The 22,302-nt window shown below is 71.1% G+C and carries 19 protein-coding genes and 1 pseudogene; 13 read left to right on the forward strand and 7 right to left on the reverse strand.

Annotation, left to right across the window (positions count from 1 at the left end; translation table 11 throughout):
* Positions 1 to 18: 18 nt before the first annotated feature.
* Together IE140_RS10905 and IE140_RS10910 are read right to left on the reverse strand one after the other, a co-directional pair.
* Entirely contained in the window at positions 19 to 1,326 is a 1,308-nt protein-coding gene (locus IE140_RS10905; RefSeq protein ID WP_150196227.1) for an MFS transporter, read from the reverse strand.
* Positions 1,323 to 2,009 carry a GntR family transcriptional regulator gene (locus tag IE140_RS10910; RefSeq protein ID WP_093444244.1) on the reverse strand — a complete coding sequence of 229 codons (687 nt, stop codon included), beginning with the start codon at positions 2,007 to 2,009 and terminating at the stop codon, positions 1,323 to 1,325. The genes IE140_RS10905 and IE140_RS10910 overlap by 4 nt, the downstream gene beginning before the upstream one ends.
* 103 nt (positions 2,010 to 2,112) lie before the next feature.
* Here IE140_RS10910 and IE140_RS10915 point away from each other — a divergent pair.
* The 4 genes and pseudogenes from IE140_RS10915 to IE140_RS10930 form a co-directional block, all read left to right on the forward strand.
* Positions 2,113 to 2,271: pseudogene (locus tag IE140_RS10915) on the forward strand (transcriptional regulator); the annotation flags it as partial.
* The gene (locus IE140_RS10920; protein WP_150196228.1) at positions 2,271 to 2,945 is read left to right on the forward strand and encodes a cation diffusion facilitator family transporter; all 675 of its coding nucleotides are present in this window, start codon (positions 2,271 to 2,273) and stop codon (positions 2,943 to 2,945) included. The pseudogene IE140_RS10915 and the gene IE140_RS10920, both read left to right, overlap by 1 nt.
* A gap of 84 nt (positions 2,946 to 3,029) precedes the next feature.
* A complete protein-coding gene (locus tag IE140_RS10925) occupies positions 3,030 to 3,929 on the forward strand; it encodes a D-alanyl-D-alanine carboxypeptidase family protein (protein ID WP_093444191.1) in 900 nt (299 codons plus the stop codon).
* A 288-nt stretch (positions 3,930 to 4,217) separates the two neighbouring features.
* Positions 4,218 to 5,093 carry a D-alanyl-D-alanine carboxypeptidase family protein gene (locus tag IE140_RS10930; protein WP_093444192.1) on the forward strand — a complete coding sequence of 292 codons (876 nt, stop codon included), beginning with the start codon at positions 4,218 to 4,220 and terminating at the stop codon, positions 5,091 to 5,093.
* Positions 5,094 to 5,160: 67 nt separating this feature from the next.
* Here the strand turns inward: IE140_RS10930 and IE140_RS10935 are convergent, their stop codons facing one another.
* Genes IE140_RS10935 through pdhA form a run of 3 tightly spaced genes read right to left on the reverse strand, consistent with a single transcriptional unit; the run spans position 5,161 to position 8,764 of the window.
* Positions 5,161 to 6,609 carry a dihydrolipoamide acetyltransferase family protein gene (locus IE140_RS10935; RefSeq protein ID WP_150196229.1) on the reverse strand — a complete coding sequence of 483 codons (1,449 nt, stop codon included), beginning with the start codon at positions 6,607 to 6,609 and terminating at the stop codon, positions 5,161 to 5,163.
* An 11-nt stretch (positions 6,610 to 6,620) separates the two neighbouring features.
* Positions 6,621 to 7,601: an alpha-ketoacid dehydrogenase subunit beta gene (locus IE140_RS10940; protein WP_093444194.1), complete on the reverse strand. Its 981-nt coding sequence runs from the start codon at positions 7,599 to 7,601 to the stop codon at positions 6,621 to 6,623.
* A gap of 2 nt (positions 7,602 to 7,603) precedes the next feature.
* Complete coding sequence (gene pdhA, locus IE140_RS10945; protein ID WP_032764528.1) at positions 7,604 to 8,764, reverse strand: pyruvate dehydrogenase (acetyl-transferring) E1 component subunit alpha; 1,161 nt, start codon at positions 8,762 to 8,764, stop codon at positions 7,604 to 7,606.
* A 348-nt stretch (positions 8,765 to 9,112) separates the two neighbouring features.
* Here pdhA and IE140_RS10950 point away from each other — a divergent pair, with 348 nt between their 5' ends.
* The 3 genes from IE140_RS10950 (at position 9,113) to IE140_RS10960 (ending at position 11,496) form a co-directional block, all read left to right on the forward strand.
* Complete coding sequence (locus IE140_RS10950) at positions 9,113 to 9,772, forward strand: response regulator (RefSeq protein WP_030806973.1); 660 nt, start codon at positions 9,113 to 9,115, stop codon at positions 9,770 to 9,772.
* Between the two features lie 88 nt (positions 9,773 to 9,860).
* Entirely contained in the window at positions 9,861 to 10,328 is a 468-nt protein-coding gene (locus IE140_RS10955) for a pyridoxamine 5'-phosphate oxidase family protein (RefSeq protein ID WP_107412327.1), read from the forward strand.
* Between the two features lie 136 nt (positions 10,329 to 10,464).
* A complete protein-coding gene (locus IE140_RS10960) occupies positions 10,465 to 11,496 on the forward strand; it encodes a phosphotransferase (protein ID WP_150196232.1) in 1,032 nt (343 codons plus the stop codon).
* 1 nt (position 11,497) lies between these two features.
* On the opposite strand, the gene IE140_RS10965 is transcribed toward IE140_RS10960, so the two are convergent.
* Positions 11,498 to 13,093 carry a protein kinase domain-containing protein gene (locus tag IE140_RS10965; protein WP_150196230.1) on the reverse strand — a complete coding sequence of 532 codons (1,596 nt, stop codon included), beginning with the start codon at positions 13,091 to 13,093 and terminating at the stop codon, positions 11,498 to 11,500.
* Positions 13,094 to 13,455: 362 nt separating this feature from the next.
* On the opposite strand from IE140_RS10965, the gene IE140_RS10970 reads away from it, so the two are divergent.
* The 6 genes from IE140_RS10970 (at position 13,456) to IE140_RS10995 (ending at position 21,171) form a co-directional block, all read left to right on the forward strand.
* Positions 13,456 to 15,090 carry a protein kinase domain-containing protein gene (locus IE140_RS10970; RefSeq protein WP_189460336.1) on the forward strand — a complete coding sequence of 545 codons (1,635 nt, stop codon included), beginning with the start codon at positions 13,456 to 13,458 and terminating at the stop codon, positions 15,088 to 15,090.
* A 230-nt stretch (positions 15,091 to 15,320) separates the two neighbouring features.
* Entirely contained in the window at positions 15,321 to 16,064 is a 744-nt protein-coding gene (locus tag IE140_RS10975) for a hypothetical protein (RefSeq protein WP_150195214.1), read from the forward strand.
* A 116-nt stretch (positions 16,065 to 16,180) separates the two neighbouring features.
* Positions 16,181 to 16,804 carry a PadR family transcriptional regulator gene (locus IE140_RS10980; protein ID WP_093444200.1) on the forward strand — a complete coding sequence of 208 codons (624 nt, stop codon included), beginning with the start codon at positions 16,181 to 16,183 and terminating at the stop codon, positions 16,802 to 16,804.
* A 70-nt stretch (positions 16,805 to 16,874) separates the two neighbouring features.
* Positions 16,875 to 17,660 (forward strand): ABC transporter ATP-binding protein, encoded by a 786-nt coding sequence (locus tag IE140_RS10985; RefSeq protein ID WP_150195216.1) that lies wholly within the window; start codon positions 16,875 to 16,877, stop codon positions 17,658 to 17,660.
* Complete coding sequence (locus IE140_RS10990; protein ID WP_150195218.1) at positions 17,657 to 20,512, forward strand: FtsX-like permease family protein; 2,856 nt, start codon at positions 17,657 to 17,659, stop codon at positions 20,510 to 20,512. The genes IE140_RS10985 and IE140_RS10990 overlap by 4 nt, the downstream gene beginning before the upstream one ends.
* Positions 20,513 to 20,622: 110 nt before the next feature.
* Positions 20,623 to 21,171 carry a bacterial proteasome activator family protein gene (locus IE140_RS10995; protein ID WP_078566649.1) on the forward strand — a complete coding sequence of 183 codons (549 nt, stop codon included), beginning with the start codon at positions 20,623 to 20,625 and terminating at the stop codon, positions 21,169 to 21,171.
* Between the two features lie 131 nt (positions 21,172 to 21,302).
* Here IE140_RS10995 and IE140_RS11000 read toward each other — a convergent pair whose 3' ends face one another.
* On the reverse strand, positions 21,303 to 22,292 hold the full coding sequence (locus IE140_RS11000; protein ID WP_093444203.1) for an NAD(P)H-quinone oxidoreductase: 990 nt from the start codon (positions 22,290 to 22,292) through the stop codon (positions 21,303 to 21,305).
* Positions 22,293 to 22,302 lie beyond the last annotated feature (10 nt).

Raw genomic sequence — 22,302 nt, forward strand, 5'->3', positions numbered from 1 at the left:
CGCGCCTCGGAGTGAGGGCTACGCGGGCACGTGCACGGCCTCGACGCGGCTGACCACGTGGTGCTCGCGTTCCCTGCGGGCCGCCCGGCGGCGCAGCCGCAGGATCTGGGCGACGCCGAACGCCTCCAGGACGAAGACCGAGGCGAACGCGACACGGTAGTTGTCACCCGTGGCGTCCAGCAGGACCCCGACGGCCAGCAGGGTGGTCATCGAGGCGACGAAGCCGCCCATGTTGACGATGCCGGAGGCGGTGCCCTGGCGCTCGGGCGGGTTGGCCGGGCGGGCGAAGTCGAAACCGACCATCGAGGCCGGGCCGCAGGCGCCCAGCACCAGGCACAGGACGATCAGCAGCCACATCGGCGTGTGGTCGGCCGGGTAGAAGATCGCGGACGCCCAGAGCAGGGCCGTCGTCGCCACCGTGCCGAGCGCGATCGGGGTCCGCGCCTCGTGGTGACGGGCGATGATCTGCCCGTAGACGAGCCCCACCACCATGTTGGACAGCACCACCAGGGTGAGCAGCGAGCCCGCCGTGCCCCGGCTCAGCTCCTGCGCCTCGACCAGGAACGGCATCCCCCACAGCAGCAGGAACACCATCGCCGGGAACTGGGTGGTGAAGTGCACCCACATCCCGAGCCGGGTCCCCGGCTCCCGCCAGGCTGCGGCGATCTGCCGGCGGACGTACGCGGCCCCGGCGTGCTCGGCGGGCGGCGGCTCATGGCCCTCGGGGTGGTCCTTCAGGAACAGCAGCAGGAGCACGAGCACCACCACGCCCGCCAGCGAACTGCCGACGAACGTCGTGGTCCAGCCGTAGCTGTGCAGCGCCCGCGCGATGAACAGCGTCGAGACGAGGTTGCCCGCCATCCCGAACAGCGCGGCGACCTGCCCGATCAGCGGTCCGCGCCGGGCCGGGAACCAGCGGCTGCCGAGCCGGAGCACACTGATGAACGTCATCGCGTCGCCGCAGCCGAGCAGGGCGCGTGCGGCCAGCGCCATCCCGTACGAGGGGGAGAGCGCGAAGCCGAGCTGCCCGACGGTGAACAGCACGACCCCGATGGTGAGGACCTTCTTGGTGCCGAGCCGGTCGACCATCAGCCCCACGGGTATCTGCATGCCCGCGTAGACCAGGAGCTGGAGAATCGAGAACGTGGAGAGCGCCGAGGCGTTGACGTCGAACCGGTCGGCGGCGTCGAGTCCGGCGACGCCCAGGCTCGTACGGAAGATGATCGCGACGAAGTAGACGGCGACGCCGATGCCCCAGACCCAGGCGGCACGCCGGCCGCCGGGCGGGTCACCGGGCAGCGGGAGCGTGGGGGCGGCCGAGCTCACCGGTCCTCACCCCGCACCAGCTCCCGCACCCGGCCGACATGGCGGCGCACGACGAGGGCCGCCCCGTCGGCGTCACCGGCCCGGATCGCCTCCAGCAGCTCACCGTGCTCGGTGATGTTGGCCTCGATCCTCCCCGGATGCGCCTCCATCACCGCGACGCCCATGCGCAGCTGACGGTCGCGCAGCTGGTCGTAGAGGCGCGAGAGGATCTCGTTGCCCGCGTGCTTCACGATCTCGGCGTGGAAACAGCGGTCCGTGACGGCCACCGCCGCCAGATCGCCGGCCTCCGCCAGCTGCCGCTGCTCCTCCAGAAGCTGTTCCAGGCGCTCGATCAGCCGCGGGGAGGCAGGCACCGCCTTGCGCGCCGCGAACTCCTCGACCAGCAGCCTGGTCTCCACCACGTCCTTGATCTCCTGCGCGGAGACGGCGAGGACGAGCGCACCCTTCTTCGGGTAGAGCTTGATCAGCCCTTCGACCTCCAGCCGCAGCAGCGCCTCGCGCACCGGCGTCCGCGAGACCCCGACCGCATCCGCCAGATCCCCCTCGGTGAGCAGCGTCCCGCCCTCGTAACGCCGGTCCAGGACCGCTTCCTTGATGTGCGTGTAGACCCGCTCGGCGGCGGGCGGGCGCTTGAGGGAGGAGGACGTGGACCGTACGGGGGCGGAGGAGGGCGCGGCAGGCATGCGCACAGCATAGATACAACATGCACGCATGGGGGCCGGCGTCCGGATCCTGGACCTCTGCCAGGCCCGAAGAGCCGGATACAGTTCAGGCCTTCCTGAATTCGACTGCGGCCTGGTCGTCACCTCGCCGGACGGCCGTCGCACGCGCTACGAGCTGGCTGACGAACGCCTCGGCACCGCACTGGACGACCTGCGCTCCGCGGTAGTGGCCGTCGAGACCGACCGCACCTGCCCCGACGCCGAGACGCGAGGGTGCTGCTGATGACCACGCTCTCCCTCGGCCCCACCCCGGCCCGCCGGGACGCGCTCGCCCGCCGCATACGGCTGCTGGTCGCCGCCACCATCGCCTACAACGTCATCGAGGCGGTCGTCGCCCTCACCGCCGGAACGCTCGCCTCCTCCAGCGCGCTGATCGGCTTCGGCCTGGACTCCGTCATCGAGGTCTCCTCCGCCGCCGCGGTCGCCTGGCAGTTCTCCGCCCGCGAGCACGCGGTGCGCGAGGCCCGGGAGCGGACCGCCCTGCGGATCATCGCCGCGTCGTTCCTCGCCCTCGCCGCATACGTCGCCGTCGACGCTGTCCGCGCGCTGACCGGCACCGGCGAGGCCGAGCCCTCCCCGCTCGGCATCGTCATCGCCGCGCTCTCGCTGGCGATCATGCCGTTCCTGTCGGCCGCCCAGCGGCGCGCGGGCCGCGAGATCGGCTCCGCGTCCGCCGTCGCCGACTCGAAGCAGACCCTGCTGTGCACGTACCTCTCCGCCGTCCTGCTCGTCGGCCTGATCCTCAACGCCGCGTTCGGCTGGTCCTGGGCGGACCCGGTCGCTGCCCTCACCATCGCCGGCATCGCGGTCAAGGAGGGCCGCGAGGCATGGCGCGGCAAGGGCTGCTGCGCGCCGGCGGCCGGGAGTCAAGCCTGCGCAAAATCACCCGTTCGGTAACACATCCATTTCCCCTCGCCAGGAGTCTCACCTGCGAGCGGCACCCTTATGTAGCCGCGCATCAGGGGCATTTGGAGCGTTCAGTTGAAAATCGGCATCAAGTACGTCAATCGCGTCTCCGTCACGGCCACCGTGACGCTCACCGCCGGTGCGGTGCTCGCGGGCAGCGCCTTCGCCTCCACGGCACACGCCGCCACGCCGCCGGCTCCGAAGATCGTCGCCAAGGGCGGCTTCCTGATGAACGACGGCACCGGGAAGACCCTCTTCACCAAGTCCGCGGACACCCGCCGGGCCACCGGTTCGACCACGAAGATCATGACGGCGCTGGTCGTCCTGTCCCAGAAGAACGTGAACCTGAAGTCCAAGGTCACGATCCAGAAGGCGTACAGCGACTACATCGTCTCGAAGAACGCCTCGTCCGCCCGGCTCATCGTCGGCGACAAGGTGACGGTGGGCCAGCTCCTCTACGGTCTGATGCTCCCCTCCGGCTGCGACGCCGCGTACGCCTTGGCCGACAAGTTCGGCTCCGGCTCGACCCGTGCCGCGCGGGTGAAGTCGTTCATCGGCAAGATGAACTCCACGGCGAAGAGCCTCAAGTTGAAGAACACCCGATTCGACTCGTTCGACGGCATCGGGAACGGCAACAACTACTCGACCCCCCGTGATCTGACGAAGATCGCGAGCAAGGCGATGAAGAGCTCCACGTTCCGCTCAATCGTCAAGACCAAGTCGACGAAGCAGAAGGTGACCACCAAGAACGGTGGCTACCGCTACATGTCGTGGACCAACACCAACAAGCTGCTCGGCAGTTACAGCGGCGCGACCGGCGTCAAGACCGGCTCAGGACCGACCGCCAAGTACTGCCTGGTCTTCGCGGCGACCCGCAAGGGCAAGACGGTCATCGGCACGGTGCTCACGTCGACCTCCGAGGCGAACCGCACCGCCGACGCGAAGAAGATGATGGACTACGGGTTCAAGAAGTAGGGCCTCCGACCCGGACAGGCGAGAAGGCCGGTGGTCCCGCGCGGTCGCCGTGCGGGCCCACGCATCAGGGGTTCACAGCCGGATTCTTTGCCCTGGCTGCGTACATCCTTGCGGGCCGGTCATGAGTCTCGTATCGGGGGCTTTCCATCTGGCCGGTCCCTCAATGCATTCGCGAAATCGGAGCGTTCATTGATATCGAGCCACAAGACCCGCCCCGAGGCCGGTCACAAGGTCCGCGGCAAGCGCCTGCGTAACTCTGTCGTCGCAGCCGTCGTATCCGGTGGCGTGATGCTCGGGGTCATGCCCCTCGCGTCGCCTGCCCAGGCCGCTGCCGCCCTGCCGACGCTCAGCGCCAAGGGCGCGTTCCTGCAGGACCGGGCGACCGGCGCCAAGAAGTACGGCAAGGCCGCCGACATCAAGCGGCAGATGGCCAGCACCACCAAGGTCATGACCGCCGCCGTGGTCCTCAACACCCCCGGCGTCGATCTGTCCCGCAAGGTGACCATCTCGCAGGCCTACCGCGACTACGTCACGGCCCAGGGCGCCAGCACGGCGGATCTGCGGACCGGCGACAAGGCGACGGTCCGTCAGCTGCTGCACGCCCTGATGCTTCCGTCCGGCTGCGACGCGGCGTACGCGCTCGCCGACACCTTCGGCGTGGGCTCCACCCGGGCCGCCCGGACCAAGCAGTTCATCGGCCAGATGAACGCCAAGGCCGCATCGCTCGGGATGACCAACACCAAGTTCGACTCGTTCGACGGCATTTCGGCGGCCGGGAACAACTACTCGACCCCGCGCGACCTCGCGCAGCTCGCCAGCTACGCGATGCGGGGCTCGACCCTGCGCGGCATCATGAGCACCACCAAGTACGTGGCCCCCATGACGACCAGCACCGGCGGGACCCGCACGTACACCTGGTACAACACCAACCAGCTGCTCGGCTCCTACAGCGGCGCCGTCGGCATCAAGACCGGCACCGGCACTGCGGCGGGTCCCTGCCTCATCTTCGCCGCCACCCGGGGCGACAAGACGTACGTCGGCGTCATCCTGAATGGCACCGACCGCTACAACGACGCGGCCAAGCTGCTCGACCACTACTACGGTTCCAGCACCGCGTCGACCATGAAGCTGCGCACGCTGCCCCAGGGCGCACAGCGCGACTGAACCGGCACCGGGCGTGACAGAAGGGTGCGGCCACCGCCGGTGGCCGCACCCTTCTTCCGTTCGTCGATCAGGCCCAGGTGATGAGCCGCTTCGGCTGCTCCAGGATCGCCGCCACATCGGCCAGCACCTTGGAGCCCAGCTCGCCGTCGACCAGACGGTGGTCGAACGACAGGGCCAGCGTGGTGACCTGACGCGGCTTCACCTTGCCCTTGTGGACCCACGGCTGGAGCTTGATCGCACCGACCGCCAGGATCGCGGACTCGCCCGGGTTGAGGATCGGCGTACCGGTGTCGACGCCGAAGACGCCGACGTTGGTGATGGTCACCGTGCCGCCGGCCATCGCCGCCGGGGACGTCTTGCCGTCCCGGGCCGTGGTGACCAGCTCGCCCAGCGCCTCCGCGAGCTGCGGCAGCGTCTTGTCGTGCGCGTCCTTGATGTTCGGCACGATCAGACCGCGCGGGGTGGCCGCCGCGATGCCCAGGTTGACGTAGTGCTTCTGCACGATCTCCTGGTTGGCCTCGTCCCAGGCGGCGTTGACCTCGGGGTTCCGCTTGATCGCGACGAGGAGGGCCTTGGCGATGACGAGCAGCGGGTTGACCCGCACCCCCGCCATGTCCTTGTCCTCCTTGAGCTCGGCCACGAGCTTCATCGTGCGCGTCACGTCGACCGTGACGAACTCGGTGACGTGCGGAGCGGTGAAGGCCGAACCGACCATCGCCTGCGCGATCGCCTTGCGCACGCCCTTGACCGGGATACGGGTCTCGCGGGCGGAGTCGGAGGCCACCGCAGGGGCCTCGGCGACCGCCGGCGCGGGGGCCACCGGGGACGCGACGGCCGCGGGAGCCTCGGGAGCGGCCGGGGCCGCCGCCGCGTGGACGTCCTCGCGGGTGATGATGCCGTCCTTGCCGGTCGGCACCACCGTCGCCAGGTCGATGCCCAGGTCCTTGGCCAGCTTGCGGACCGGGGGCTTGGCGAGCGGACGGCCGCCCTGGACGGGAACAGCCGGGGCCGGAGTCGGCGCGGCTGGCGCCCCGTGCCCGTTCAGCTCGGCCTGCACCGCCGCCGCGACGGCGGCGGCCTCGGGAGCGGCGGCCGCACCCTTGCGCGGGCGGCGCTTGGTGGAGGACTCGGCGACCCCGTAGCCCACCAGGACCGGCGTACGGCCCTTCGGCTCGGCTTCCGCCTCGGGCTCCGCGGCCGGCTCCTGGACCGGAGCGGCGGCGGCCGGGGCGGGCGCGTCGCCGCTGCCCGGGGCCACGTCGATCGCGATGATCACCTGGCCGACGTCGACGGTCGTGCCCTCGGGGAAGCGCAGCTCGTGCACCACCCCGTCGAACGGGATCGGCAGCTCGACGGCCGCCTTCGCGGTCTCGACCTCGCACACGACCTGGCCGTCGGTGACGGTGTCGCCGGGCTGGACGAACCACTTGAGGATCTCGGCCTCGGTCAGTCCTTCGCCCACGTCGGGCATCTTGAACTCACGGAAGCGAGCAGACGTTTCGGTCATCGTCGTCACGAACCCTCTCCTCAGAACGCCAGCGAGCGGTCGACGGCGTCGAGCACCCGGTCCAGGCCGGGCAGGTACTCGTCCTCCAGCCGGGCCGGCGGGTAGGGGACGTGATAGCCGCCGACCCGCAGCACAGGGGCTTCGAGGTGGTAGAAGCAGCGCTCGGTGATCCGGGCGGCGATCTCCGCGCCGGAACCGTAGAAGACGGGCGCCTCGTGGACGACCACGACCCGGCCCGTCTTCTCCGCCGACTTCTGGATGGCGTCGAAGTCGATCGGGGCCATCGAGCGCAGGTCCAGGACCTCGACCGACTTGCCCTCCTCCTGGGCGGCCGCGGCCGCCTCCAGGCAGACCTTGACCATCGGCCCGTACGCGACGAGCGTGAGGTCACTGCCCTCACGGGCCGTGACGGCCCTGTGCAGCGGACCGGGAATGGACTCGGTGTCGACCTCGCCCTTGTCCCAGTAACGCCGCTTCGGCTCGAAGAAGATCACCGGGTCGTCGCTCTGAACGGCCTGCTGCATCATCCAGTACGCATCGCTCGCGTTGGACGGCGAGACCACCTTCAGACCCGCCACATGCGCGAAGAGCGCCTCGGGGGACTCGCTGTGGTGCTCGACCGCGCCGATGCCACCGCCGTACGGAATACGCACGACGACGGGCAGCTTGACCTTGCCGAGCGCACGGGCGTGCATCTTGGCGAGCTGCGTGACGATCTGGTCGTACGCGGGGAAGACGAAACCGTCGAACTGGATCTCGACGATGGGGCGGTAGCCGCGCAGGGCCAGACCGATGGCCGTGCCGACGATGCCGGACTCGGCGAGCGGGGTGTCGATCACCCGCTCCTCGCCGAAGTCCTTCTGGAGCCCGTCGGTGATCCGGAAGACACCGCCGAGCTTGCCCACGTCCTCACCCATGATGAGGACCTTGGGGTCGGTGTCGAGGGCGAGGCGGAGCGACTCGTTGAGCGCTTTCGCGATGGACATCTTTTCCACGGCCATGGCTACTTGCCCTCCTCGGCAGAGTCGGCGAACGATGCCTGGTAGGCGGCGAACTGGGCCCGCTCCTCGTCCACGAGGGAGTTCCCGTCGGCGTAGGCGTGCTCGAACAGGGCCATCGGCTCCGGATCGGGCATCGCGCGTACCGCTTCCCGTACCCGCTTGCCGAGGGTCTCGCTCTCCTCGTCCAGGGCAGTGAAGAACGCCTCGTCGGCGTGGCCGGACTTCTCCAGGTACGTCCGCAGCCGCAGGATCGGGTCCTTGGCCTCCCACGCGGCCCGCTCCTCGTCGGCCCGGTACTTCGTCGGGTCGTCGGAGGTGGTGTGGGCGCCCATGCGGTACGTGAACGCCTCGACGAGGGTCGGGCCCTCGCCGCGACGGGCCCGCTCCAGCGCGGAGCGGGTGACGGCGAGACAGGCGAGGACGTCGTTGCCGTCGACGCGGACGCCGGGGAAGCCGAAGCCCTGGGCGCGCTGGTAGAGCGGCACGCGGGTCTGGCGCTCGGTGGGCTCGGAGATGGCCCACTGGTTGTTCTGGCAGAAGAAGACGACCGGGGCGTTGTAGACCGCGGAGAAGGTGAACGACTCGGCGACGTCTCCCTGGCTGGAGGCGCCGTCACCGAAGTACGCGATCACGGCGGAGTCCGCACCGTCCTTGGCGACGCCCATGGCGTAGCCGGTGGCGTGCAGCGTCTGCGAGCCGATGACGATCGTGTACAGGTGGAAGTTGTTGCTGTTCGGGTCCCAGCCGCCGTGGTTCACGCCGCGGAACATGCCGAGCAGGTTGGTCGGGTCGACGCCGCGGCACCAGGCGACGCCGTGCTCCCGGTAGGTCGGGAAGACGTAGTCGTCGTCGCGCAGGGCGCGGCCACTGCCGATCTGGGCGGCCTCCTGGCCGAGCAGCGAGGCCCACAGGCCCAGCTCGCCCTGACGCTGGAGGGCGGTCGCCTCGGCGTCGAAGCGGCGCGTGAGGACCATGTCCCGGTACAGGCCGCGCAGCTCTTCCGCGCTCAGGTCGATGCTGTAGTCCGGGTGCTCGACGCGCTCGCCCTCGGGCGTCAGCAGCTGTACGAGCTGGGGCTCGGCGCTCTGCGGCTTCTTCGCGGCGCTGGTCCGCTTGCTGGCGCGTCGCGGTTTACGCGCGGCGGCAGTGCTCTCCACGGTCACGTGCGTGCTCCTCCGTCGGTCCGGCCCCCGGGGTCCGCCGGGAACCAGTGCGGCTCGCCTGAGTCCGGAGCCGTGCACGGGGTGGGTGCCGGTCGGGCCGGGATCAGGCGTGACAGGTGCCCCGGCGAGCGCCCTGTCATAGGCACGTTACCCAGTGCATCGCATAACTGCGAAACCCTCTCTGACCTGCGTTTTTGCTTGGATTTCCAAGTAAATCGAGAAAACCGCGAAGCACTGCTGGTCAGGGCACTGGAAACAGCCTTGCAGGCCGCCGGAACAACGGCACGTTATCCCGCGGATCAGCGCCAGGGAAGAGCGGAGGGGAAGGGAGTATGTGAGACTGCGGTCGTGCGCGAAGATGGAAAAATCACAGTATTTCTGCTCGACGATCACGAGGTCGTCCGGCGCGGCGTCCATGAGCTGCTCGCCTCCGAACCGGACATCGAGGTGGTCGGCGAGGCCGGTACGGCCGCGGACGCCCTGGCGCGGATCCCGGCGACGCGGCCCGACGTGGCGGTGCTCGACGTGCGGCTGCCGGACGGCAGCGGAGTGGAGGTGTGCCGGGAAGTCCGTTCCCAGGACGAGAACATCAAATGCCTGATGCTCACCTCGTACGCCGATGACGAGGCGCTTTTCGACGCGATCATGGCGGGCGCCTCGGGCTATGTGCTGAAGGCGATCCGCGGCAATGAACTGCTGAATGCCGTACGGGACGTGGCGGCCGGAAAATCCCTGCTGGATCCGGTGGCGACCGCCCGGGTCCTGGAGCGGCTGCGCGACGGCGGCACCGCCAAGGGCGACGACCGGCTGGCGGGCCTCACCGAGCAGGAGCGCAAGATCCTGGATCTGATCGGGGAGGGGCTGACCAACCGGGTCATCGGGGAGCGGCTGCACCTCGCCGAGAAGACCATCAAGAACTACGTGTCCAGCCTGCTGTCCAAGCTGGGCATGGAGCGCCGCTCACAGGCCGCCGCGTACGTCGCACGGCTCCAGGCCGAGCGACGCTGAACCGCCGCGGGCGGCGGGACTTTGGTCCCGCGCCACCCGGGGCAGGCGACTCTTACGCGGCCCCTACGCCCGGGGGACAGTGGAAGCCATGTCCTTCGACTCCCACGGCTCCCCCCGCGAACGCCGCGCGGTCGGCACGCGCGCGGTCGGCACGATCGAGCGGACCGGGCCGGCCGAGCCGCTCGATCTGCTCGGCCGGGTCCCCTACGGCCGTCTCGCGACCAGCATGCGGGCCCTGCCGTTCCTGGCGGTGGCCCGGCACATCGTGAGCGACGGCCACATCCTGCTGCGGATGCACCGGGGCTTCGGCCACCACGAGGCGTGCGACGGGAGCGTCGTCGCGTACGGGGCGGACAACTACAACGACGCGGCGTCGGGCGACGGCGGCAACCTGTGGTCGGTGCAGTTCACCGGGCCCGCCGAGATCGTGCACCCCTGCCGCGAGCAGGAGGAACTGTTCGGCGCGGCCCCCGTCAGCGTCAACGGGGAGCCCTACGCGCCGGCGTACCTCCGGGTCGATCCGCATTTCGTCACGGAACACAGGCTGGACTTCTGAGACGTCGGCTCCGTGGTGCTTTAGCGCACCGGTGGGCGTGACCGCAAGTCCGCGAAGCGACCACGCAGAGTGATCTAACATCTGGTAAGTGCCGCGCTCATATGTCACTCGTCCACCTGTTCCCCCGGTCGGCAAGGTGCTGCGCCGATATCCGGGCGTGGGCGAGCCGCTCGCCTGCGAGCCGATCACCAAGGGCCTGCTGAACCACGGATACCGCGTCTCCACCACGAGCGGTTCCTACTTCCTCAAGCATCATCTCGACAAGAAGCACCTGGACGACACCAGCGGCGAACGCGCCGCGATCGTGCGCCAGCACCGTGCCACCCAGCGCCTGCAGTCGCTCGGCGTCCCCGTCGTCCCGCCCCTGACGGACACCCGGGGTGAGACCGTCACCGTGATCGGTGAACGCTGCTACGCCCTGCACCCCTGGGTCGACGGCCTCCACCGGGTCGGCGCCCAGCTCACCCTCGCCCAGTCGCGCCGGCTCGGCACGCTCCTCGGCACCGTGCACACCGGTCTGGAGCAGGTGATGGCACCGCGCGACGGCCCGCCGCGCGCGAGCCCGCCCGCCCGGCCGGGGCACCACAGCCCGGACGCCGTCGACACCTTCACCCTGATCGACGACCTGCTGGCCGCCGCGCGCGGACAGGACGGCCGGAACACCCCGCGCGACGCCTTCGACGAACTCGCCGAGCACCGGCTCGTGGAGCGCCGCGCCCTGCTCGAACAGCACGCCCACCGCCGCCCGCCCACACCGGAGGGGCCCGCCACCGGCTGGGTGCACGGGGACTTCCACCCGCTGAACCTGCTCTACCGGGGCGCCGACCCCGTCGCGATCGTGGACTGGGACCGGCTGGACGTACAGCCGCGCGCCGAGGAGGCGGTACGGGCGGCAGCGATCTTCTTCGTCCGGCCGGCCGGGGAGCTGGACCTCGCGAAGGTACGCGCGTACGCCCGGGCGTACCGGCGGGCCGCCGGGGCGGGGGCCGGGGAGCTGGCGGCCGCGGTGCACCGGGTGTGGTGGGAGCGGCTCAACGACTTCTGGATACTCCGCTGGCGCTACCGCCTGGACGACCGCAGGGCCGACCCGCAGTTTCCCGCGGTGTCGGCCCTGGCGGTGTGGTGGACGCGCGAGTACGAGGCGGTGTGCGCGGCCTTCACGGAGTGACTCAGCCCGTCGTGGCGCCGGCCGCCACCTCGCCGGGCGTCGTCCCCGTACCGCCGCCGTCCTCCCCGCCGGCGCCGCCGTCGTCACCGGCGCCGCCCGGGGTGCCGGGGTCGGTCGTCGGGTCCGTGGGCTCGCCCGTGGGCTCCCCGGTGCTGCCTTCGCTGGTGGAGCCGTCCGACGCGCCGCCGTCCGTGTCGGTCGGCGTCGGGGACGGGCTGAACGTCGGCTCGCTCGGGGTCGGGTCCGGGGTCCACGGCGGCGGGTTCGGCTCGGTCTGGCCGCCGCTGGTGGTGTCCGGCTCCTCCGGCTCCTCGCTCTCCTCCTCGGTCGGCTCCTCCGAGGGCTCCTCCTCGGACTGGCTGACCGAGGTGGACGGAGTGACCGGGTCCTTGTCCTTGTCGCCGTCACCCTGCGCCGCGTTGAGGGCGAAGGCCACGCCCGCCCCGATCGCGATCAGGGCCAGCAGAACGAAGAGCCACATCTTGCCGCGCCCGCCGGGACGCCCCTGCCCGCCGTCGTACCCCCCGTCGTCCGGGTTGTACGGGGGCAGGATCGGGCCCTGCGAGGTGTCCCCGTGCATCGGGTGCCCCGCGCCCATCACCTGAGTGGAGCCGGCCATACCGTGCGGCGGAGTCTGGCCCCCCTCGCGCAGCGCGACCGGGCCGGTGTTCCAGGTGCCCGTGTGGCCGCCCTGCACCTGGAGCATCTGCAGGCTGTACTGGACGAGTCCGCGCATCTCCTCGGCGCTCTGGAACCGGTCGTCGGGGTCCTTCGCCAGCGAGCGCATCACCATCCCGTCCAGCTCCGGCGGCACGACGTCCGAGACCTCGGAGGGCGGCACCGGGATGTCCTGGACGTGCTGGTAGACCACCGAGAGCGGGGTCTCGCCGGTGAACGGGGGCCGCAGCGCCAGCAGCTCGTAGAGCAGGCAGCCGGTGGCGTACAGGTCGGACCGGTGGTCGACGGCCTTGCCGAGGGCCTGCTCGGGGGAGAGGTACTGCGGCGTGCCCATGACCATGCCGGTCTGGGTCATCGTCGACTGCGCGCCGTGCAGCGCGCGGGCGATGCCGAAGTCCATCACCTTGACCGCGCCGGAATCCGTGATGATCACGTTGGCGGGCTTGATGTCGCGGTGCACGATGCCGTGCTGGTGCGAGTACGCGAGGGCTTCCAGCACACCCGAGACGATGATCAGCGCCTGCTCGGGCGGCGGGGCCTCGGCGGTCAGGAGCAGATCGCGGATGGTGCGGCCCTCGACCAGTTCCATCACGATGTACGGGACGGTCTGGCCGCCCACGACGTCCTCGCCGGAGTCGTACACGGCGACGATCGCATGGTGGTTGAGGCCCGCGACGGACTGTGCCTCGCGGGTGAAGCGGGCCTTGGAGACCGGGTCCTCGGCCAGATCGGAACGGAGCAGCTTCACCGCGACCGTGCGTCCGAGCCGGACGTCCTCCGCCGCGTAGACCTCTGCCATGCCGCCCCGGCCGAGCCGGTGGGTCATCCGGTAACGGCCGTCCCCGACGACGCCGCCGACGCCCCAGGAGTCGGTGCCATCCGAGACTCCGCCGCCGTTTGCTTCGGAATCGGGTGCCATCAGTCCTCGCCGTCGTATCTGTCCGCGCGTCCGCGGGTTCTCACGGTGCCTTGCTGCACTTGGTGCATTGCCACGTCACGCTACAGCCTCCGCCGGACACCCCGGTTCCGCTCGGGCAGGATCATCGGACCGCCCGGCGCGTCCTCCCCATGAATTTGATGCGTTTCCTGTAACGCTTCCGAGACGCTTCTTGTGCGTAGGGTCACGGAACGGGCACCCGGCTTGACGTGTCGGACCCCTACGGCAGACTTGGCGCGTAATCGCGTTGTACGGGAACCGCGCCGCACGCAATCACGTCAGACAGAAACACGTCGGACAGAGAAACCGCGTGCGACCGCGCGCCGCCGAGGGGGATGCAAGTCATGAGCCAGGACGGCGCACAGGGCCGCTACGCGGGCGGGGCGGTCGCGGGCGGCCGCTACCAGCTGCGCGACCTGCTCGGCGAGGGCGGGATGGCTTCCGTCTACCTGGCCTACGACTCCGCCCTGGACCGCCAGGTCGCGATCAAGACCCTGCACACCGAGCTCGGCCGCGAGCAGTCCTTCCGCGAGCGCTTCCGGCGCGAGGCACAGGCCGTCGCCAAGCTCCAGCACACCAACATCGTCTCCGTCTTCGACACCGGCGAGGACGAGCTCGGCGGTGCGCTGATGCCGTACATCGTCATGGAGTACGTCGAGGGGCAGCCGCTCGGCTCGGTGCTGGCCGCCGATATCCGTCAGCACGGCGCGATGCCCGCCGAGAAGGCCCTCAAGGTGACGGCGGACGTGCTCGCCGCCCTGGAGACCAGCCACGAGATGGGCCTGGTCCACCGGGACATCAAGCCGGGCAACGTGATGATGACCAAGCGCGGCGTCGTCAAGGTCATGGACTTCGGCATCGCCCGCGCCATGCAGTCCGGCGTCACCTCGATGACCCAGACCGGCATGGTCGTCGGCACCCCGCAGTACCTCTCCCCCGAGCAGGCCCTCGGCCGCGGCGTCGACGCGCGGTCCGACCTGTATTCGGTGGGCATCATGCTCTTCCAGCTGCTCACCGGCCGGATCCCGTTCGACGCGGACTCGCCGCTGGCCATCGCGTACGCGCATGTCCAGGAGGAGCCGGTCGCGCCCTCCAGCATCAACCGGTCAGTCACCCCGGCGATGGACGCCCTCGTCGCCCGCGCCCTCAAGAAGAACCCGAACGAGCGCTTCCCCAGCGCCGCCGCGATGCGCGACGAGATCGCCCGCGTCCTGAACGCCTCCGGCGGCCAGACCGGCGCCCCGATGATCGTGTCCGGCGGCGGGCCCGCCAACAGCGGGTCCGGCGTCGGCTCGGCGGTGTTCCCGCCGGTCGACCAGAGCACCCCGGCGCCCCAGAGCGTCCAGACGCCGTACCAGCCCCACCCGCACCAGCAGCCCGGGCCGTACAACCAGCCCACCCCCGCGCCGAGCTACGGCTACCCGCAGTCCGGCCAGGTCCAGGGCTACCCGACCCCGGGCCCCCTGTCCCACCAGACCCCGCCGCCGTACTCGATCAGCCCGCAGCACGCGACGGCCGTCGGCACCACCGACCGCGCCGGCTCGAAGCGGAACATGCCGGTCATCGTCGGCTCGATCGTCGTGGCCCTGCTGGCCGTCGGAGGCCTGATCACCGCGATCGCCCTCCAGGGCGACGGCAAGGACGACGAGGCGGGCAAGGGCGGCGAGAGCGGCACCGAGCAGGTGGAGGGCTACCGCCCGCCGGAGCGCAACCGGACGATGAAGGAAACGGAGTGCTCGAACGCCTCCGAGGACTCCAACGACCCGAAGAAGGTCCGCGCGCCCAACTTCATCTACAAGGACGTCCTCTCGGCGAAGTCGTGCGCGGCCGCCGCGGGCTGGACGGTCAAGGTGATCGAGGAGCCGGGCAACACGTATGCCGAGGACCAGGTCGTCGGGCAGTTCCCGTCCTCCGGTACGGCGGTCGACGAGCGCGGCGCCCACTTCGAGCTGAAGGTCTCCACCGGCAAGCCGTCCTGACCACCGGGATGCCGTCCTGAACCACCCGGAAGCCGTCCTGACCACCGGGAAGCCACCCTGCACCCGGCGGTCCGCCGTCCTGAAACGTCGGTGTCCGAAGGTGATCGTTACGGTTCACGGATCTCGCCGGATCTTCGTCATGGACCGGTACGTGGACCATTAACAGGCCCCTGCCTTCCGGATACCGCGTCCGGGATGCCGGACGCGGGGGCCCGTGTGACGCTGATCTCATGGCTCCAGGACTTCCGGCCGCATGGTCGTCGAGGTGTGCGGTCTGTCTGCTGGCGGCGGCCGGAGCGGCGCTGGGGCCGCCGGCCGGCTCCGCCCACGGTTCATCGGCGCCCGACGGCCCGCCGTCCGTCACCGCCACGGCCCCCGGGACGTCGAGCCCCGCCGCCACCGCGTCCGCCTCCGTGTCCTCGCCCCCTGCCCCCTCGGGCTCCGCGTCGCCCTCGGCGCTCCCCTCCGCGCTGCCCCTGCCGTCCGGCGTTCCGGCTTCCGGAGCGTCGGGGACCTGGCCGGGCCCGTCCTCCACGGCGGCGACCGGGGACGGCACGCAGTCCTCCGCCGGAGCCGAAGCCGGTTCCGGGCCCGAGGCCGATGAGCACGAGCCCTCTGCGTCTCCTTCCGCTTCGCCCGACGTGTCCGGGTCGACCGCACCCCTGGCCGGGCGCGAGGCCGGGGCCGGCAAGGAGCGCCCCGGGCGTTCGCTGTCGCCGATGGAGCCGGCGCGGGCCGAGGATCCCGACAGGGAGGATCCGCCGGAGGAGGCCGACGAGGGGATCGCGGACCCCGTCGACCTGCCTGCTTCCACCCCGCCGCCCGACGCGTTCAGAGATCCGGGACAACGATCCGGGCAGGCGCTGGACGCAGCGGCCGTACGGCGGGTGCAGGAGGTCTCGCTCGGTACGGGCATCGCCCTGGTCGGGCTGGGACTCGGCTTCCTCGCATTCCGTATGCGTCGGACGAACTGAACTCGTGCACCGGGCGAACTGAAACTCGTGCGCCGGACGAACTGAGCGCCGTACCCCCTCCCGTTCCGCTCCGACGAGACTTGCCAGGACGAACATACTCGGTATACATACTCGGTATGTCCATTCGCCACGGCCTGCTGGCCCTGCTGGAACGGGGCCCTCGTTACGGGTCCCGGCTCCGCACCGAGTTCGAGTCGCGCACCGGTTCCACCTGGCCCCTGAACGTCGGTCAGGTCTACACGACGCTCAGTCGGCTGGAGCGCGACGGCCTGATCGTCCAGGACGGCTCGGACGACGCCGGGCACGACCTCTACGCGATCACCGACGAGGGCCGCACCGAACTGCGCAGCTGGTTCGAGACCCCCGTGGACCGCACCAGTCCGCCCCGCGACGAACTGGCCATCAAGCTCGCCATGGCCGTGGGGGCCCCGGGCGTCGACATCCGGGACGTCATCCAGTCCCAGCGCCACCACACGCTGAAGGCGATGCAGGACTACACCCGGCTCAAGGCCCAGGCCCTGGCCGACGTCCCTGCCAATCGGGACGAGGTCGCCTGGCTCCTCGTCGTGGAGCAGCTGATCTTCCAGGCGGAGGCCGAGGCCCGCTGGCTCGACCACTGCGAGTCCCGGCTCGTCCGCCTCGCCGAGGCCGCCGCCACCGAGCCCTCCGCCGAGCCCGGCCCGGCGGCCACCCGCGGTCCGGGCCGTGCGCCGGCCGACCGGACCCGCTCCCGGCGCTGACGCCGGCGTCTTCCGGCCCGGATCCTCGTCCCGCTCGTCACCACCTTGTTCCTAGGGGGAACCACCCGTCATGCCCGCGCCAGCCACCCAGCCGCCCCCGTCGTCGTCCCCCGGGACGCCCGGCGGCAGCCCCGTACTCGAACTGCGGGCGCTGACCCGTACCCATGGCTCCGGCGTCGCCGAGGTGCACGCCCTGCGCGGGATCCACCTCTCCGTTCACCCGGGCGAACTGGTCGCCGTGATGGGCCCCTCCGGCTCCGGCAAGTCCACCCTGCTGACCCTCGCCGGCGGGCTCGACACCGCCACGAGCGGCCAGGTCGTGATCGAGGGCCAGGACCTCGCCGCCCTCGGCCCCAAGGGGATGGCCGCCCTGCGCCGCCGCAGCGTCGGATACGTCTTCCAGGACTACAACCTCATCCCCGCCCTGACCGCCGCCGAGAACATCGCGCTGCCCCGCGAACTCGACGGCGTCTCCGTGCGCAAGGCCCGCAAGGAGGCCCTCACCGCGCTGGCCGAGATGAAACTCGAAGCGATCGCCGACCGCTTCCCCGACGAGATGTCCGGCGGCCAGCAGCAACGCGTCGCCATCGCCCGCGCCCTCGTCGGCGACCGGCGCCTCGTGCTCGCCGACGAGCCGACCGGAGCGCTCGACTCCGAGACCGGCGAGGCGGTCCTCGCCCTGCTGCGCACCCGCTGCGACCAAGGCGCGGCGGGCGTCATGGTGACCCATGAGCCCCGGTACGCGGCCTGGGCCGACCGGGTCGTGTTCCTCCGGGACGGCTCGATCGTCGACCAGACGGCGACCACGGGAGCCGACTCCCTGCTCGCCGCCGGAAGCGCCGAGGCCACCGCGTGAGCCCTCTCCCCGGCTGGCGCGCAGCCTTCCGCATAGCCCGGCGCGACGCGGCACGGGCCAAGGGCCGCAGCGCCCTCGTCGTCGCGATGATCGCCCTGCCGGTCCTCGGTGTGACCGCCGCCGACCTCACCTACCGCAGCGCCCTGCCCACCAAGGCCGAGGAGCTGACGGCGGAGCTGGGGTCGGCCGACGCGCGGTTCATGTCCACGAGCGTCGGCCCGGTGAAGCTCCAGCAGATGCCGGACGGCATCAACTGGAGCACCCCCGAGGGCGCCCCGGACCCGACCCCCGAAGAGCAGGCGAAGCCGGTCGACGTACCGGCCGCCTTCCCCGAGGGCTCGCGGTATCTGACCGAGCGGAGCGTGCCCGCGTCGGTCACCACCCGGCACGGCATCGCCGACACCGAGGTCAGCGAGCTGCGCATCTCCGACGCGATGCTGCGCGGCCGGATCGAGCTGACCGACGGCACCTACCCGCGCAAGCCGGACGAGATCGCCGCGACCTCGGACTTCGTCAAGGCCGCCGGGCTGTCCATCGGCGACTCCGTCACCGTGCGCGGCCCCGAGCTGACCTACACCCTCACCGGCACGGTCGAACTCCCCGCCGACCTGCGGGCTGACGCCCTGTACGCGCTCCCCGGCTCGGTCATCGACCCGTGGCAGAAGGCCGCCGACCGCGACAAGACGATCCTTCCGCCCCAGCCGAGCGATCCGAAGTGGCTGGTGAAGGGCCCGGCCGGGGCGGGTGTGACCTGGCAGGACATCCTCGCGGCCAACGAGAGGGGCGTGGTGGTCAAGTCCCGCCAGGTCGCCCTGAACCCGCCGCCGGACTCCGAGGTCCCGATGTCCTCGATGAGCAGCGGGTATTCCACCGAGGCCGAGACCACCGCCGCGGTTCTCACGGTGGCCGCCATGGCCGTCCTGGAGATCGTGCTGCTGGCCGGCCCCGCGTTCGCCGTGGGCGCGCGGCGTTCGCGCCGTCAGCTGGGCCTGGTCGGCTCGTGCGGCGGCAGCCGGGGCCAGGTCAGGGCCGTGGTGCTCGCGGGCGGCGCGGTGCTCGGCGCGGTCGGCGCGGTGGCCGGGGTCGGCGCCGGGTTCGGCCTGACCGCCCTGTTCCGCCCGATGATCGAGGACTTCACCGGCAACCGCTTCGGCGAACTGACCGTACGGCCCTGGGAGATCCTCGGCATCGCCGCGCTCGGCCTGGTCACCGGTGTCCTCGCCGCACTCGCCCCGGCGATCGTCGCGGGCCGCCAGTCGGTCCTGGAGTCGCTCACCGGCCGGCGCGGCACCCGTCGCAGCTCCCGCGTGCTGCCCGTCATCGGCGTCATCGCGCTCACCGCGGGTGTCGGCGTCGCGGTCTACGGCGGGGTGGCCGGCGACACGGTCTTCGTCGCCGGTGGCTCCGTCCTGGCCGAACTGGGCGTGCTCGCCTGCATCCCGGTGATCGTCGGGTTCCTCGGACGCCTCGGCCGAGGCCTCCCGCTGACGCCCCGGATGGCGCTGCGCGACGCGGCCCGCAACCGTGGCCGCACCGCTCCCGCCGTCGCCGCCGTGATGGCGGCCGTCGCGGGGAGCGTCGCCATCGCCACGTACACGAGCAGCAGCGCCGCGCAGCACGCCTACGACTTCGAGCCCAACTTGACCCCGGGCACCGTCGCGCTGGCGGCCTCCGGCATCGGCGCGGACGCCGAACTCCCCCGCTCCCGGGCGGCCGTCGAGCAGAACTATCCGGTCAGCGGCAGGCCCGCCGACTTCGGGCGGGTCTGGGCCGGGAGCGACTGCTCGGTCTACTACGAGGAGGAGAACGGCTGCGGCACCCTCGAACTCGTCAAGCCCACCGGCGCGGGCCACAGCTGCCCACTCAAGGGCAAGGGCGCCGAGGAACTCGCCCTGCGGCTCTCGGCCGACGAGCACAAGCGCATGATGAACTCCCCGGCCTGCATGGACGAGAACTACACGATGGTCGCGTTCGGCACCGGTGAACACAAGATCGTCATAGGCGGCGCGGACGTCCTCGACACCTACGTGAAGCTCGACGACCCGGCGGCGGCGAAGGCCCTGGCCGACGGCACCCCCGTCCTGCTGAACTCGGCGTACGCGAAGAACGGCGAGGTGACCCTCAAGGCGACCCACCTCTACAGCGACCGGGACGAGAAGAACCGGGCCCGGCACCCCGGCAAGGCCCGCACCACGACGGACCGGCTGAAGGTGTACGTCGCGCCCGACCGGTTCGCCGCCACCCCCGGCATCCGCATGGTCATGCCGCAGAAGACCGCCGAGCGGCTCGGCCTGCACGTCGAGGACTACGGCAGCTTCTACGCGCTGGGGCGCGACGCCACGGACGCCGAGGCCCAGGCTGCCTACGCGGCGATCGACCAGGCCGGAAACCGCGCGTACCTGATGAGCTCGAACGAGAGGTTCCGGACACAGGACGACACGATCCTGCTGATCCTCGCCCTCTTCGCCGGTGTGGTGACCCTGGGCGCGGCGGCCATCACCACCGGGCTGTCCAAGGCCGACGCGGAGGCCGACCTCACCACGCTCAGCGCGGTGGGCGCGCCCCCGGGCGTCCGGCGTTCGCTGTCCGGCTTCCAGTGCCTGGTCGTCGCCCTGACCGGGGTCCTGCTGGGGACGGTGGCGGGGCTCGTCCCCGCGGTCGCCCTGCGCCTGACCGACCTGCGCGCGGCGCTGGAGAAGATGCGCGAGGACCCGATGCAGTCGGCGTACACACCGATCGTGATGCCGTGGGAGACCGTCGGGCTGCTGGCCCTGGTCGTCCCGGTGCTCGCCGGGCTGCTGGCCGCCGCTCTCACCAGCTCCCGGCTGACCCTGGCCCGGCGCGCGGGCTGAACGGCACATCCGGGTCTCCCGGAAGGGTTCCGGTGCCCCCGAAGACGGTGGATCTTCCGTTTTCGGGGGCACCAACGTGGTGTACGGCACGTGTGCGAGACAATGGCGGCATGGAAATGCCGAGGAATGACCGGTCGCAGGAGCACCCGCAGGTCCTTGTCGTGGGCCAGGACGGAATGGCTATCGGCGGCGGTGCCAGTGACGACGAGTCGCGCGAGGTCCCGGTGACGGAAATGGTGGAACAGCCCGCGAAGGTCATGCGCATCGGCAGCATGATCAAGCAGCTTCTGGAGGAGGTCAGGGCGGCTCCTCTCGACGAGGCGAGCCGGGTCAGGCTGAAGGAGATCCACGCCAGCTCCGTGAAGGAGCTGGAGGACGGCCTGGCGCCCGAGCTGGTCGAGGAGCTGGAACGGCTCTCCCTGCCGTTCACCGAGGAGTCGGTGCCCTCCGAGGCCGAGCTTCGGATCGCCCAGGCCCAGCTCGTGGGCTGGCTGGAGGGCCTCTTCCACGGCATCCAGACGGCGCTGTTCGCCCAGCAGATGGCGGCCCGCGCCCAGCTGGAGCAGATGCGTCGCGCCCTGCCGCCCGGTACGGCCCACGAGGACGAGGAGGGCGGCGCGGACCCGCACGGCCCGATCCGCTCGGGCCCGTATCTGTAGATCCGCGTCCGTTCCCGATCCGGGCCGATCCCGGATCGGGAACAGCCCGGATCGGCAACGGCCTGCATCGGGAACGGCCTGCATCGGGAAGAGCCAGGATCCTCAACTGCCTGAATCGGCCACGACCATGATCAGTCGGCCGACGGCGCCACCAGCAGCACCTTGCCGATGTGCGCGCTGGACTCCAGCACCCGGTGCGCCTCGGCGGCGTCCGCCATCGGCAGCGCCCGGTCCACCACGGGCTTGACCACCCCGCCACCGATCAACGGCCACACGTGCTCGCGTACGGCGGCGACGATGGCGGCCTTCTCCTGGAGCGGACGGCCCCGTAGGGAAGTCGCGGTGACGGCGGCCCGCTTGGTCAGCAGGGCGCCGAGGTTCAGCTCGCCCTTGGCGCCACCTTGGAGACCGATGATCGCGAGGCGGCCGTTGACGGCGAGCGCCTGGACGTTCCGGTCCAGATACTTGGCACCGATGAGGTCCAGGATCACGTCGGCCCCCGCTCCGGCGGTGTTCTCCCGGATCTCCTCGACGAAGTCCTGCTCGCGGTAGTTGATGAGGATGTCCGCCCCCAGCTCGGCGCACCGGGCGAGCTTCTCCGGGCTGCCCGCCGTGACCGCGACCCGGGCCCCGACCGCCTTCGCCAGCTGGATCGCCATCGTGCCGATGCCGCTGGAGCCGCCGTGCACCAGGAACGTCTCGCCGGGGCGCAGGTGGGACACCATGAAGACGTTGGACCACACCGTCGCGGTGACCTCGGGCAGCGCCGCGGCCTCCACCAGGTCCACCCCCTCCGGTACGGGGAGGAGCTGGCCGGCCGGCACGGCGACCCTCTCCGCGTAACCGCCGCCCGCCAGCAGCGCGCACACGGCGTCGCCGACCGCCCATCCGGTCACACCGGGACCGAGCGCGGCGATCCGGCCCGCGCACTCCAGGCCGGGGTAGGGGGACGCACCGGGCGGCGGATCGTAGAAGCCCTGCCGCTGGAGCACGTCGGCACGGTTCACGGCGCTGGCGACGACCTCGACGAGGACCTCGCCGTCACCGGGTACGGGATCGGGCACCTCGGCCCAGACGAGCGCCTCGGGGCCACCGGGTTCGGGAATCGTGATCGCATGCATGGCCGCGAGG

The sequence above is a fragment of the Streptomyces parvus genome (assembly GCF_014648875.1).
In the GTDB taxonomy this organism is placed as follows: Bacteria; Actinomycetota; Actinomycetes; order Streptomycetales; family Streptomycetaceae; genus Streptomyces; species Streptomyces parvus.